Origin of the sequence: Oscillochloris sp. ZM17-4, assembly GCF_019599295.1 — a bacterium.
Taxonomy (GTDB): Bacteria; Chloroflexota; Chloroflexia; order Chloroflexales; family Chloroflexaceae; genus Oscillochloris.
This window is the reverse complement of record NZ_JAIEWN010000037.1, coordinates 1-14,478: the sequence shown is the minus strand read 5'-3', so window position 1 is coordinate 14,478 and position 14,478 is coordinate 1. Positions and strand designations below refer to the sequence as shown.

Annotated in this window: 10 protein-coding genes and 1 pseudogene; 8 read left to right on the top strand and 3 right to left on the bottom strand. The window is 66.6% G+C overall.

What is annotated here, in order from left to right; all coding sequences use genetic code 11:
• Positions 1-207 precede the first annotated feature (207 nt).
• The 7 genes from K2Z83_RS21110 to K2Z83_RS21080 all read left to right on the top strand — a co-directional run bounded on the left by K2Z83_RS21110 (position 208) and on the right by K2Z83_RS21080 (position 10,806).
• The gene (locus K2Z83_RS21110; protein WP_220597170.1) at positions 208-1,536 is read left to right on the top strand and encodes an ATP/GTP-binding protein; all 1,329 of its coding nucleotides are present in this window, start codon (positions 208-210) and stop codon (positions 1,534-1,536) included.
• A gap of 141 nt (positions 1,537-1,677) precedes the next feature.
• A complete protein-coding gene (locus K2Z83_RS21105; protein ID WP_220597169.1) occupies positions 1,678-4,479 on the top strand; it encodes an AAA family ATPase in 2,802 nt (933 codons plus the stop codon).
• A gap of 47 nt (positions 4,480-4,526) precedes the next feature.
• Positions 4,527-4,901 carry a four helix bundle protein gene (locus tag K2Z83_RS21100; protein WP_220597168.1) on the top strand — a complete coding sequence of 125 codons (375 nt, stop codon included), beginning with the start codon at positions 4,527-4,529 and terminating at the stop codon, positions 4,899-4,901.
• 65 nt (positions 4,902-4,966) lie between these two features.
• Entirely contained in the window at positions 4,967-7,225 is a 2,259-nt protein-coding gene (locus K2Z83_RS21095; RefSeq protein ID WP_220597167.1) for a hypothetical protein, read from the top strand.
• Positions 7,226-7,522: 297 nt separating this feature from the next.
• On the top strand, positions 7,523-9,412 hold the full coding sequence (locus K2Z83_RS21090) for a hypothetical protein (RefSeq protein WP_220597166.1): 1,890 nt from the start codon (positions 7,523-7,525) through the stop codon (positions 9,410-9,412).
• A gap of 57 nt (positions 9,413-9,469) precedes the next feature.
• Positions 9,470-10,111 (top strand): hypothetical protein, encoded by a 642-nt coding sequence (locus K2Z83_RS21085; RefSeq protein WP_220597165.1) that lies wholly within the window; start codon positions 9,470-9,472, stop codon positions 10,109-10,111.
• Positions 10,112-10,242: 131 nt separating this feature from the next.
• Positions 10,243-10,806 carry a hypothetical protein gene (locus K2Z83_RS21080; RefSeq protein ID WP_220597164.1) on the top strand — a complete coding sequence of 188 codons (564 nt, stop codon included), beginning with the start codon at positions 10,243-10,245 and terminating at the stop codon, positions 10,804-10,806.
• A gap of 136 nt (positions 10,807-10,942) precedes the next feature.
• Here the strand turns inward: K2Z83_RS21080 and K2Z83_RS21075 are convergent, their stop codons facing one another.
• The 3 genes from K2Z83_RS21075 to K2Z83_RS21065 all read right to left on the bottom strand — a co-directional run bounded on the left by K2Z83_RS21075 (position 10,943) and on the right by K2Z83_RS21065 (position 12,426).
• Positions 10,943-11,488 (bottom strand): hypothetical protein, encoded by a 546-nt coding sequence (locus K2Z83_RS21075; RefSeq protein WP_220597163.1) that lies wholly within the window; start codon positions 11,486-11,488, stop codon positions 10,943-10,945.
• 93 nt (positions 11,489-11,581) lie between these two features.
• A complete protein-coding gene (locus K2Z83_RS21070) occupies positions 11,582-11,854 on the bottom strand; it encodes a hypothetical protein (protein ID WP_220597162.1) in 273 nt (90 codons plus the stop codon).
• Positions 11,855-11,943: 89 nt separating this feature from the next.
• Positions 11,944-12,426 (bottom strand): hypothetical protein, encoded by a 483-nt coding sequence (locus K2Z83_RS21065; protein WP_220597161.1) that lies wholly within the window; start codon positions 12,424-12,426, stop codon positions 11,944-11,946.
• A 204-nt stretch (positions 12,427-12,630) separates the two neighbouring features.
• Between K2Z83_RS21065 and K2Z83_RS21060 the strand changes: the two are divergent.
• A pseudogene (locus K2Z83_RS21060) lies at positions 12,631-14,478 on the top strand (hypothetical protein); the annotation flags it as partial.

The window sequence follows — 14,478 nt, the reverse complement described above, 5'->3', positions numbered from 1 at the left end:
GCGCTTGATCGATAGCGTCGTGCGCGCTGATGGCTCGCTCTTCACGCTAGGTGCGCTGGTCTAGGTGCCGACAAGTCTGGATCAGCTATGTGCTCAGTGCCTTCCGGGTGTACCTGTTCAGATATTGACACGGCACACGTTCTGCATATACAATGATAGCGTGTGAAAATTCCACACGCAGGCGCGTTTTTTGCGGAGATTTCCGCCATGTTTATCGAGTTCAGCGTCGGAAACTTTCGGTCGTTCAAGGATACGGTCACGCTGAGCGCCGTCGCCGCGACGATCCGCTCACAGCCCCCAGAGCTCGACACCGAGAATGTCTTTGTCGTCGACGACCAGCTCTCGCTCCTCAAAAGCGTTGCCGTGTATGGCGCGAACGCGAGCGGCAAGAGCAACATCATCGCCGCGCTGCGCTTCATGCGCTTCTTCGTGCTCAACTCGCTGCGCGAGCTGCGCGTCTCCCATCCCCTCACCGTCGAGCCGTTCCGGCTCAGCACCGAGATGCTGGGGCAGCCCTCGCACTTTGAGGTGGTGGTGCGCCTTGATGGGGTGATCTACCGCTACGGCTTTGAGATTACGGCGGAGCAGATTACCAGCGAGTGGCTCTTCCACTCCACTGGCAAGCGCGAGGCATACCTGTTTAAGCGCGACGCGACGGGCATCAGCGTGAACCAGCGCACCTTTCGCGAGGGGCAGGGGCTTGAGCCGCGCACCCGCGCCGATGCCCTGTTTCTCTCGGTCGCGGCCCAGTTTAACAGCGAGCTGGCCCTGCGCCTGATCGCCTGGTTCAGCGAGTTAATGATCAACCTGGGGGTCGATGATCCTGCCGCGCTGCGCACTGCGCGCCAGCAGTTTAGTCGCCTTGAGGATCGCCAGGCGATTGTCGCGTTCATCAAGCAGCTCGATCTCGGCATCGAGGATCTCGCCCCTGACCGACAGCTCGTCGAGCAGCTGGAGCTGCCGACTGACGACCTTGAGCCCACTCCGCTCTCGCGCAGAGCACGCGGGACGACGCCACGGATCAAGACCTTCCACCAGCGCTACGATGGTGCGGGGAACCTCGTTGATCTTGAGCCGCTGGATCTGGATGACAACGAGTCGCAAGGGACGCAGCGCCTCTTCATCCTGGCCCAGCCGCTGCTGCACGCCCTGCGGGTCGGCGGGATGATCGCCATTGACGAGATCGACGCCCGGCTCCACCCGCTGCTGACCCGCGCGATCATGCGGCTGTTTAATGCGCGCGAGACCAACCCGCGTAACGCGCAGCTCATCTGCACCACTCACGACACCAACCTGCTGGATGCCCGCCTGCTGCGGCGCGACCAGATCTGGTTCGTAGAGAAATCCCGGCGCGGCGTCTCGGATCTCTACTCGCTGGTCGAGTACCGCGTGGATAAGCGCATCGTGCGCAACGACGCGTCCTTTGAGAAAGACTACATCGCCGGGCGCTATGGTGCGATCCCCTACCTCGGCAGCCTTGCCAGCGTTCTAGGAACTATCGACGATGAGACCCAGGAAACCGAATCCGAGAACTGAGCGCGGCTTTCGCCCCCTGCAGATCACATGATGCTGGAGAACCGCTAACCACAGAGGCACAGAGACACAGAGGCCGGACATCATAAAAAGCTCTGTGCCTCTGTGCCTCTGTGGTGCATACGAACAAGTCTGGAGCACTGCATGGCCCGCGTTCTCCTGCCCACCTCCCAGCCCTTCTATGACGCCGCGAAATCTTTCGTCGAGCGATGCCTGCGCCAGGATCGCTCGCTATTCACCCCAGGGGTGGCGATCTGGACGAAGGATAACCTTGACGAGCTGCACCGCCGCTTCAACAGCAGCCCCGACGAGAGCGGCGACTCCTTCGAGCACAAGTTCCAGCGCCAGCTCGCCGGTGCAACCCCGGAGATCTACCAGCTCGCCGGCGAGCTGATCTATGTCCACCTGCTGATCGCCACCGGCAATATTGGCGGCGGGGCCAAGCGCACGCTCATCCACCGTGTGCTCGGCTGGTCGCCACGCGGCGTGGCCATCCCCAAAGAGCTCGACGCCGCGCTCGACACCGGGCTGGCCCGGGTAGGCACCGCCTTCCTGACCTACCGGCCCTTCCAGCTCTGGTTCCTGATCGACTTCGCCCGCGCATGGAAAGGTCTGCCGACCGCCGAGCAGGAGCGACTGCTCGCCGACCCCTGGGCGTTTAAGGCCATGGTCTTCGCGCTGCCGATCAGCCGAGCCTACGCCCAGCGCGAGGCCCTGCTGCACATCGTCTACCCTGACACCTTCGAAGCGATCGTCTCGCGGGAGCACAAGCGCGAGTATGCCAACCTCTTCCGCGACCTGATCGCCACGCCCTCGGGCGACGTGGACCGGGACCTAAAGCAGATCCGCACCGTGCTTGATGCACGCTACGGGCCTGGCCACGGCCTCTACGCGATCCGTGACGGCAACGTCAACCCGCTGCCGCCGGCCGGCCCGCTTCCGCGCAGCCTCGGCACCGCGCTGAAACCCTATGTGCGCCTCATCGCGCTGCTCGACGAGCCGAGCTACACGCCCACCCAGATCGTCGAGCGGTTTGGTCGCGTCAGCCCGCCCATCGCGAACCTGGCCGCCCCGCCCGACCCCGATGCACTGGTCGGCGACCTGCTGCGCTTGCGCCTGCTTGAGTCGCTTGCGCCCGACGGCACCTACCGCCGCTGGGCACACCTCAACAGCGCCATCGAGAGCCAGGTGCTGCGCTACGCCGCGCTGACCCTGCTCGTCCCGCTGGGCGACGGCAGCCACGAGCTCCCGGCGCTGCGCGCGCCCCTTGACGGCGATCCGCATCCCGCCGCCGCCTGTCCATACCCCGATGTGCTCCTACCCTGGTATGCTGAGGCTGGCCTCGCGCGGCAGATCGAAGATGGGCGCTGGCAGGCCAGCCCGGACGCGCTCAGCCCCATGACGGCGACCAACGACTGCGCCCGCGCACTGAACACCTTCCTCGGCTACCTCACGCACGCCCGAGCGGGGCAGGCCGAACTCCCGCCCATCACCGACGATGCGCTGCCGCCCCTCGACCCGACCGTGCTCGACGAGCGCATCGCTGAGATCCAGCGCGAGCTGCTGATCGACCGCAGCACCATCCTGCGCATCTACCGCGCCCTCGTATCGGGGAACCACGTCATCCTCAGCGGCCCACCGGGCACCGGCAAAACCCATCTGGCGAAGCTGCTGCCCCGCGTGCTCTGGCGCGACGCCGAGCCAGTCCTCCAGCTCACCCTCACCACCGATCCGCGTCGCTCGCCCACCGATCCGCCGACCGAGCGCCAAGTCTTCCGCGACGGCTATGTGGCCGAGGTGGTCACCGCCACCGAGGACTGGGGCGTGCGCAATGTGATCGGCGGGATCGTGCCGCAGCTGGTGCGCGATGGTGACCGGCGGGCACTCGCCTACCAGATCCGGCACGGCTACCTCACGCGGGCCGTTCTTAGCAACTACACCGGCTATGACGGGGTCGCCCCGCCCGCGACCTTCCAGCGCCAGGAGGTGCAGGACGGCACCGCGCGCTGCCGCGGGCGCTGGCTGGTGATCGACGAGTTCACGCGGGCGCCCATCGACGCCGCCTTCGGCAGCCTGCTGACGACCCTGGGCGGTCAGCGCAGCCCGCTGGCCGTGCCCACAGACGATGGCGAGGTTCAGGTACCCCTCCCGCGCGACTTCCGCATCATCGGCACGCTCAACAGCTTCGACCGGCACTTCCTCAACCAGATCAGCGAAGCGATGAAGCGGCGCTTTACCTTCATTGACGTGCTGCCGCCAGGGCTGGCCCTCGCCGACGCAGAGCGTGGGGCGGCGGCCACGCGCGCGCTGCGCAGCCTGAATGCGCAAGGCCTCCTTGATATCACCGAGGATACGGCTGAGGGCCGGCTGATCTGGGAGGATGTGGTCACGATCACGCGGGCCGAACATGCGGAAGGCGAAGCCCCCAGCTACACCCTGGACTGGGACGACGCGGACGGGAAGGCAGCCTTGGACTCCTTCTGGCGGATCTTCGGTGCGATCCGCGTCTACCGCAAGTTGGGCACGGCCCAGGCCGAGACCATGTGCAGCGCACTGTTCAGCGGCCACATGATTGGGATGTCCTGGGCCGAGGCCCTCGACTCCGGCCTCGCTGACACCTTGGCCGACCAGCTCCAGGTCATCGCCCGCGACGAGCAGCGCGTGCTCCTGGCCTACCTCGATCAGGCGGGCAACCCAGAGCGCTTCGTCGAGCGGGTGCGGCAGATCCTCGGCGGGCTGCCCGCCGCCCGCCAGATCGCCCACCTGACCCACCTGCAGAGCGCCGACCATCATCCGGGCAGCGATGTGATCGACGACATTGACGCCACGAAGCTGAGCAAGGATCAGCTCGGGCGCATCTTCACCCTCGACAGCCCCCTCACGATAAGCGGGCGTGGCCTGTTCGCGCAGCGCCTGCGGTCGTTCGTCGGCGAGCGAGGACTGTAGGAAGGGCTGAGGGCTGAGGGCTGAGGGCTGAGGGCTGAGGGCTAAAGATGAGCGAGCAAGAATCCCCGCTGCGGCCACGAACGAAAGCCTATGCGCTACGCATCATTAAGCTGTATGGCGCGCTGCCGAAGACACCTGAGGCGCAGGTTATTGGACAGCAGTTGCTGCGATCAGGCACATCAGTCGGTGCGAACTATCGCGAAGGGAGCCGCGGACGCAGTAACGCTGAGATGGCTGCGAAGTTCGATCTGTGCATCCAGGAACTGGATGAGACAGGCTACTGGATCGAGCTGCTGATCGAATCGGGGCTGGTCGCCGAGTCCCTCCTTGTCCCATTGCTGGACGAAACGAACCAGTTGATCGCTATGTTCACATCGGCGGTTCGCAAACTCCGGCGCAAAGGGGACACCCAAAAACCATGACGCCCCCCCCAACCTCAGCCCTCAGCCCTCAGCCCTCAGCCCTCGAACGCGAAGCGTTCGGCGCGATGCAGGCACGGCTCGTCGCCCTGCTCCTCCGCTACGACGAGCGCGGCTTTGGTCGGATGATCGGAGCGCGGACGCGCCAGGCATCTGAGCAGGATACGCTGGCGCTCCGGCGCTACCGCGACCTGGGTGCCGTCTTCGTGCTGCGCGACGACCTGTTCGAGGATATCCTGCCGCGCATTGTCCGCCGGCTGAGCTTCGAGTCACCGCGCGCCATGGTCATCGAGGAGCCGCCCGCGCGCGGCCGCGTCGACTGGGGGCGCACCATCGACGCGGCCTGGGCCGAGCGCCCTGGCGAGACGCCACTGCTCCTCCACACGCGCCAGCAACGCCGCACCTTTGCGACGCCGGAAAACCTCCTCGCCGTGCTCACCCTGCTGGAGTATCAGGCCGAGGTGCAGCGGCTGCTTTGGGATGAGCAGATCACCGCCGGCAGCGCGGCCCTACAGCATCCGCTCAACGAGATCAGCGAGCGCTGCGATCGGGAACTGGCCTTCCCCCAGTTCGCCGGCATCAGGGGAACGGCCCAGCAGATCCTCACGGGGGAAGACGGCGACCCCGAAACGCTGGAGCACCAGGTACGCGAGCGGCTCATCCCCGGCAGCAATAGTGCCTACGAGGATCTGCTCGCCTGGCGGGCGCGGCTCCACGCCGTGCGCCTGCTGCGGCGCAGCCCAGCCGACCCGGACGACGTGCTCGGCGCGAACCCAGATCGCGACAACTACCTGTATCAGATCTGGATCTTCTACGAGCTCGCGGATCTGCTGCGCGCGCGGGCGTGCCTCGATCATATCGACCCCCGCCAGGGCCAGATGCACATCCGCTTCCGCTGGGGCGAGGGCGACGACGCGCGCGGCTACGAGCTTCGCCACGACCAAGGCGTGCCGATCCCGCCCGCGCGCTGGGGGGCCGAACCCCTGCGACGCCACGCAGTGCCCGGCGTGCGGCCCGACTTCTACCTCTGGCGCGTCAGCCCTGCGGCTATGCGGGTCGAGCACCACGGAAAGCTCTTCTGGCGCGAGCCTGGCGTGGTCTGGGACGCCAAGTACTACCGCGAGCGAGAGACATCCGCAGCGCCATCATCGCCGGTCAAGCGCATGATCGCCGACCTCACGCTGCTTGGTGAGCGGCACGGCACCCTGCTCTTCGCGTTCCTGGCAGGAGGGGCCACGACCACAAGCCAGGGGCGGAGCTATCGCCTCCGCCCCGCGGATCGCGATCAGAGTATCGTCCCCGATCAGCAGGTGGCCGTCCAGCCGCTCTGCCCAGACACGGATCTACACGCGGTGCAGACGACTCTGACAGCCTTGCTCAATGTGGCCCATGCACGGCTGCGCGAGCCGCGCATACCGCGCTGCCAGGGCGTATTCCTCGACACCTTGAGCGTAGCCGAGCGCGGCGCGCTGCTTGGGCGCGATGGGGAGATCCTCGCCCCAGACCTGGTCTGCCCCAAGCCCCACATCGGCCCGTGGCGCGTCGACCTCGTGAACCGTGACGCGCACTGCTGCCGTGACGGGCGGCTCTGCCACATCATCAGCCAGCCGGGGTCGGCCCCACCGGTGCGGCCCCCGCGCAATGCGCGCGAGCTGCTCGCGGAGCTTGAGCGACTCTTCGAGGCGGGCGATCTCGACACGCTCGATGAGGAGGCCGTCGAGCGCGTCATGAGCCGCATCGAGGCCCTGACCCGCCGTTTCGTCGAGATCACCGGGGCGCTGAAGGATTTGAGACGCTACGAAGCCAAGCTGGGCGACATCGGGCTTGACCGCACGCTACACCTGCTGGGAGCCACCGAGCGCGAGTCGCTTGCCCTGGCGATCTACCTGCGCGACCAGCTCGACGAGGTCGGGGCGAACGATTACTCCGCCTCGATCATCCACGTCGCGCGCGTGCTGGAGCGCGAGCTGCAGCGCCGCATCCTGGCCGTCCCCGGCGTCAGCGGTGCCGACTTCCCGCACGGGAAGCCGACACTGGGTACGCTCGGGGGAGTGTACCGGAGAAACCCAGCCCTCTGGGGCACGATCACGGCGCACCTGAGTCAGGTCTGGGTGAGCCGCGTGGATCCCGACGACTCCACGTTTGCCGTCAGTGTGGAGCAGCTGATTATGGAGGTCGAGCAGCTGGTGCGGGTGCGCAACGAGGCTGCCCACACCACGCCGATCCCCCGCGACCGCTTCCGCACCATCCTGCGGGCGCTGTGCGATGGCGGCCCACTGCGCGTCGGCGCGCTCAACGTGCTGCTTACCGCCTGGCCCCTCTCTTAGCGCGCATGTGCGCGCCGGCACGGGGCTACACTGAGGGGAGCAGAACCGCCCCAAAAACCGCAGCAGAGCAGGAGAGAAGTTTGTGGAGCGGGGGATGCTGGACGAGACGGCAGGGCGTAGGCTGCCGGTGTGATACCTACGCGGAAGGGGAGCAGGCTACGCAGCTTGCCGAGAGGCTGCGCACCTCGCAGCCGATGAACACAGGTTGGTACAGCGATGCAGGCAACCACACAACCACGACGCTGGAGGCACGATCCGCAGACTGCTCTGTTTCGTCCCGTTGCACTCTTGTGCGTCTTGACCTTGCTGCTCATAAGCACCTCAGCGCGGGCAGACATCCACACGACGGACGCCACGCCCAACCTTAGCATCCAGATCGGCCCAGTCGAGGTCATCCGTGGGCCAGATGACACGACCGACAACCCCTTCTCCACGCTGATGGGCGATACCGCACTCCATGCATACGTAGGCAATGCAGCGACCGTGGGCTATACCGGTGGCTCATTAGAGACACTGCGCCCAATGAGCGGCAACGTCATCGAGGGGGGGACGGGGATGACCTTCGACTCGTGTGGTGCCTGGCTCAACAGCGTCTGGCAGGATGGTGCGCTGATTCGTGGCTGGTATCACGCAGAAACGGCGTGCAACTACCCGGAAACCCATAAGTCCGTTGCGTATGCGGAGTCCTACGATGGTGGACAGACCTTCCTCAAGCCCAACTACCCGAACAATCAGGTCATCACATCCCCGGCCACCTATACCGACCCCAACGCAGACGACGAAGGCGATCAGCACGTCATCCAGATTGGCGATTACCTCTACCTCTATTTCCTCTCCACGCATCAACCTAGCTGGCAAATAGGGGTGGCGCGCTCGTCTGTTGCGGACAAAGGCGTACCAGGCACCTGGCAAAAATACAACAACGGAGCCTTTACCCAGGCCGGCCTTGGCGGCGAGTCGTCACCAATTGCCTCCTGGACGAACCTGTCCACATCGTGGGTTTCCTACAACACATCCCTCAACACCTATATCGGCTTCAGCGGCGTCTGGGACCCTGTCGCCAATCGGCAGAAGGGCTTCGGGCTATCTGCCTCATCCGACGGCCTCAGCGACTGGACGACCCGCATAAACCCGGTGACCGGCCAGCCCTATGTGCTGCTTTCGTATGAGGGGGGATGGACGAGGCCAGGCGACCCGCACGATCTCATCGCGTATCCGAGCTTCGTATCGACCTACGGCGATAGCAATACCGTTGGCGATGTGTTCTGGCTCTACGCGATGGCGATTAACCCAGGGGAGGGCTTTGACCAACGCTACCTTATCCGGCGCAAGATTCGCGTCACACCCACCGCCTCATCCGCGCCGGTGGATCTCGTCCCTCGGATTGCGCTCTCAAAGTATCAGAACCTCGACGACACATGGTTTACGACGACCACCACCGATCCGGGGTACCAGGTGCAAGAAACCATCGGGTATCTCTTCACCGACCAGGTGGCGAACTCGATAGCCGTCTACGATTGCTATATCGAATCCTGGCATGATCACATGCTCGTGCCAAACGACAGCACCTGCGCGGGAGGGAACGTCAGCTACCTGCGGCAGATCGGGTGGATCTCGACCGTGCCCTTCACGAACTCGATCCAGGTCTATCGCTGCTGGGATGCCGCGATCACCAATCACTTTATCTCAACCGATCCCGCCTGCGCGGGCAAGCAGACCGAGTGGCCCATGGGCTACCTTGCGACCATGCCCCCGTTGCCGCACAACCAGTTTGTGGCTCTCTCGACCTACGATCATATAGGCCAGCAAGACACCTGGGCAACGACCGCGAACACGCCCCCAGCATATGCGTTCCAGTCACGTTTGGGGTATCTCTTTGCCGAGCAGCAACCAAATAGCGTTCCCGTCTATGACTGCTACATCGACTTCTGGGATGACCATATGCTTGTTCCCGGCGATGCAACATGTGACCAGAATCAAAGCCTGGGGCTGATGGGCTATCTCTCCTCGGTACCGTTTTCCGGCGCACGACCCATCTATCGCTGTTTCGATGCGCCAGCGACAAATCATTTCATGTCGCTTGATGCGAGCTGTGGCGGCAAAACATTCGAGTGGTTAGCGGGCTACATTGCCGCGCAGCCCTCCACGATACTCTATTCGGTGTATATGCCAGCGCTGCGCAGGTGAGCATAGCACGCCTCTACCTCAGGGTCGATCAGGCCGGTTCGCTGAGGAGAACCACCAATGCTACACGATGATCGTGCCCCTACGCCGACGACAGGGGCCATCCTGTTCACCATCCCCGCCCCCGCCGTGGCGGCCTACCGCACATGGCGGGCCTCCGCCGATCTGGACTACCTGCGCGGCTTTATCGAGCGGCAGGGATGGGCCTGGGTTGTCCGCATGGGCGACGGAGAGTGGGGGATGCGCCGCATCGAGACGCTGCCCGAGCTGGGCGTGGCGCGGCCGCGCTACGGGACCATCGGCGGCGGGTTTCCCTTCATCTTCCGCCCTCACCGCGGCGGCTGCACCCTCACCGTGGAGGCACCGTCCCTGTTCATCCTCTCGCTCCCGCCCGACCAGATGGTAATCCCGACCGTCACCGCCCCGTTCGCGATCGCCATCGACCCCATCGCGATCCTCGATGAGCCACTCAGCATCCGCGACTCGCGCGGGATCCTCGACGAGATGCCCGATGAGCCCGATCAGCCCTGGCGCTTCGGCCTGGCCGGGGAGGCGCTCAGGGAGCTGCTCGGCTGGGGCTGGGATCGGGCGGTGCCCGGCGCCTACCGCTACATCTTCATGCCAACCGATGTCGGCTGCGCGGCCCGCGTGGCCGACGGGTATGGCGGCGAGATCGACGTGACCGGGGACATGAACATGTAGGAGCAAGGCAACCAAGTGAACACCACGCGATCCCACGCCGGCCTGGAGCTAACCCTCCGTGCGGCTGGAGACACGAATCGCGGGGCATTCATTATGTCGAGCTCATAGTTATGTGGAACACATCTGCGGCTATGTTCCACATACGCCGCTTTATCGAGCCCTGCGCCGCAGCGCAGCGCCCGAACGACCCGCCGCACAAACGGCGTCACACATGGGGCGACGAGGGGGGCGGCGCTCACACCGCGCCCCGCCGCCCGTGGTACGATGGCCCCATGGAGAAGTCGAACAGCGGGGGCGCGGCGATGAGCGAGGGCGGGCGTGGCGGCGTGGCGGATCTGATCGCGGAGCTGGCGAGCGAGCTGGGGCGGCCGCCGGAGGGCTGCGGGCGGGCGATGGCGCTGGTGGTGGGGCTGGGCGGTGCCGACCACCTGGGGCTGCTGGTCGGCGGGCGGCCGTCGCCGGGCGGGCTGGATCTGCTGGCCAGCGTCATCCCCTCCCGAGCTCGACCGCAGGCCACGCTGCTGCTGGAGTGGGTGAGCGCGGGCGAGCGGCGGCGCTACCTCGGGTGGGCGGTGGAGTTTGAGGCGACGCGGTTCATCTGGCGGCGGATGAGCGCGGAGGATTTGCGCGCGGTGGCCGACCCGCGCACGCGGCGCCCGCTGGGCGAGGAGGCCGGCGCGACGTTTGAGGGGTGAGTGTCGAGCGGTGCGCAGGGGGGGCCGGGGCGGATCTTCGCTCCGGCCTTTCTGATGGCCGAGGCGGCTACGGGTTCCTGATATAGGTGGTTTTTGCACGACCCGCGTGCCGGCGATTTGGCACGCCCCAACCGTATCACTCCTGCCGCTCTTCCTGCAGGACGAGGTGACGACCCAGGAAGGCGAAGCCGAGCAGCACCACACCCGTCACCCAGCCGCCCAGACTGAACAGCGGCGGCCCGTAGACCCCCAGCCCGGCCCCCGCCACGACCAGCACAATGGCGAGTGCCCCGAACATGCGCATGCCGTAGAGCGTGATGAAGGGCAGGTAGTGGACGCCGACCACGATCATCGCTGCCGGGAAGAACCAGTGCGTCTGGGAAAGCGTGGCCGCGCCGACGAGCAGGAAGCTCGGCGGCACGGTGAAGGCCGTCTGGGTCCCGAGACCCCAGAGCCCATTCGTCGGGCGTACCGCACCAGGACGACCCAGCAGCCGGACGACGAGTTGGGTCAGCGGGAAGATCGCCATGCTCCCGAAGAAGAGCGCCGCCATGCCGTAGATCGGGGCGAACCAACGCCCCAGGGCTGCGGCGGCCAGCCAGATCAGCCCGGCGACGAGCTGACCACCGAAGCCGCCCAGGAAGGCCGTGCGCATTTCACGCTGGGCTGCGTCAATGGTCATCCCAGTGGGCGCATGCGATGGCGTAGTGGTCGTATGGTGAAGTTTGCTCATGACCTCAGAATTGATGTGATCGGGATTGCTGGGATGTGTCGATCAGAGCAGCACCATCAGGCGGTTGAGCAGGCGGAAGCCCTGGCGCAGGGCGCGCTCGATCCGGTCACGCATGTTAAGGTGCGCTTTTGAGCGGAAGAGCTCGTTATCGTAGGCGACGATGCCAATGGCGACAACCGCGAGTACCAGCGTCTGGATGCATTTGGTTGTCTGGGCAACCGCGAACGTCTCCTGGGCGATATTGATCAGGAAGTGAACGAGCACCGCCGCCAGGATGCTCTTGCCGCTCTTGATGCAGATCCAGCTGACGATCACGCCCAGCGGGATGAAGGCGACAACGTAGTTCAGGGCGAACCAGATATTCTGCTGCCAGAGCTCATTGGCGTACTGGCCCTCGGCGAGGATCAGCGGCTGCCCGGCACCGCGATCTTGAGCGCGTTTGGGGCGGTGGCGACGCTAGAGGCGTAGACCGCCAACGTGCCGGGGCTCTGCGCGGCGCTGAGCACCAGGCGGTAGTCGCCCGGGGGCAGCACCTCCTCCCAGTCGGCGCCGCCATCCTTGCTGGTGCGCAGGCCCTCGGCCCGCATGACGGCGCGGCGGACACCTGCCTCGCTCTGCAGGCTGAGTTCGAGGGATGGGGTGTCGATCTGGCGGAGGGCGAGCCGCAGCTTGAGTGACACGGTCTCGGTCAGCGCCAGATGCGCCAGCACCACCTCGTCGAACGGGCCCTCCGCGAGGTCGACGGTTGCCACCAGCTGGAGTCCCGGCGCTGGATCGAGCCGCCGCTCCCCTGCCCGCACGGCGGCGACCAGGATCACGGCGATCAGTGGCAGCAGGGCGCCGATAACCGACCAGCGCCGGCGGGAAATAGCGCTATCATCTATCATGCTCTCGCTCCTTTCGCGATACGTCTCGGCCATCAGCCGATCAAATAGCTCGGCTTCCTCCCAGGCACAGTTGTACATCTGCGGCGCGCGGATGTGGCCTATCGAAAGGTAGGTTGGGGGGTAGGGAAGGGTGGAGGCGAGGATAGGGGCGACAGGCGGGGCGATTGCGCGGGGCTGGTATACTCAGGGGCGGGAGGGGAGCCGATGAGCGACGAACTGCGCGCGCCGAACCGACAACCTGCCGCCGACGTAGGCGCCGTGCTGATGACCAAGCTGACGCCACCGCCGGTGCGCGTCGGCCTGGTGCCCCGGGCGCGGATCGCCGCCATGCTTGATGCGGGGTTGCGCCAGGGCCACCGGCTCCTGCTGATCTCGGCCCCGGCCGGCTCCGGCAAGACGACGCTGCTGACAAGCTGGCTCGCCGGAATGGCTGAGGGCGGAAGGCTGAGGGCTGATGTGCCAGAAGTTCAGCCCTCAGCCCTCAGCCCTCAGCCTTCCGCCCGCGCCTGGCTCTCCCTCGACGCGGGCGACAACGACCCGCAGCGCTTCTTCGCCTCCCTGCTCGCGGCCCTGCGCCGGGCCGACCCGGGGCTCGGCGCGGCGACCGCCAGCCTGCTCGGCGGGCCGGCCCTGCCCGCCGTGGAGGGTCTGGTCATCCCGCTGCTCAACGAGCTCGCCGCCGCCGCGCGCCCCGTCCTCCTGGTTCTCGACGACTACCACCTGATCGAGACGCCCGCGATCCACGACGCGGTCGCGCTGCTGGTCGATCGCCAGCCGCCGCAGCTGCGTCTCGCCCTGGTGACCCGCGCCGACCCGCCGCTGCCGTTGCCCCGCCTGCGGGCCGGCGGCCAGATCACCGAGGTGCGCGCCGCCGACCTGCGCTTCACCGCCGATGAGATCGCCGCGTTCTTTCGGCAGACGACGCCGACCCCGCTGGACGCGCCGGCGCTCCAGATCATCGGCGCGCACACCGAGGGCTGGGCCGCCGGGCTCCAGCTGGCCGGGCTGTCGCTGCGCGACCGCAGTGCCGAGGAGTGCGCCGCCTTCGTCCGCCGCTTCGGCAGCAGCTCGCAGTATGTGATCGACTACCTGGCCGATGAGGTGCTGGCCGGTCTCGCGCCGCACCATAAGGCGTTCCTGCTCCAGACCGCCATCCTCGACCGGCTCTGCGGCCCGCTGTGCGACGCCCTGCTCCTGGGCGCCGATGATCGGGATGGGGCGGATACGGCGCAGCCCCCGACTCCCGACTCCCAACTCCTGACCCCCGACTCCTACAGCCAGATCATCCTCGAGGAGCTTGAGCGCGCCAACCTCTTTCTGATCTCGCTCGACCCGCAGCGGCGCTGGTATCGCTACCACCACCTCTTCGCCGAGGCGCTGCGCGCCCAGCTTGATGCCGAGCCGGGGGCGCGGGCGCGGCTGCACCGCCGCGCAGCCGGCTGGTTCGCGGCGCAGGGCGCGTGGGAGGATGGCGTACACCACGCCATCCTCGCCGACGACCGTGAGCTGGCGGGCCAGCTGATCGGGCGGGGCGGCGATGATCTGCTGCGGCGCGGCGAGCTTCAGATGCTTGGCGGGTGGCTGGCCGCCCTGCCGGAGCCCTTCGTGGCCGCGCGGCCCGAGCTGGCCTGCCTGCACGCATGGGTCGCCTACGCCACCGGCCAGATCGATCTGTGCGCGCGGATGCTCGCCGCGCTCGCCGCGCAGCCGCCGGAGCAGCTCGACCCGCGCATCCGCGGGCGGATGTGGAGCCTTCAGGCCATGGAGGCGAACGCCGCCGGCTCGCCAGAGGCGATCCCGCTGGCGACGCAGGCCATCGCGCTGCTCGGCGAGGACCCCCTGTTCTGCCAGGCCGCCATGCTCGCTCTCGGGAACGCGCAGCGCCTCGCTGGCGAGACAAGCGCCGCCGGCGACACCTACCGCGCCGCGATCGGGCTGGGGCGCGGGAATCAGTCGCCCTATATCACCATCGATCTGCTCAACAGCCTGGCGGTGAACCTGAACGAGCAGGGACGGCGGGGCGAGGCGCTCCAGCGGTGCGCAGCGGCGCGG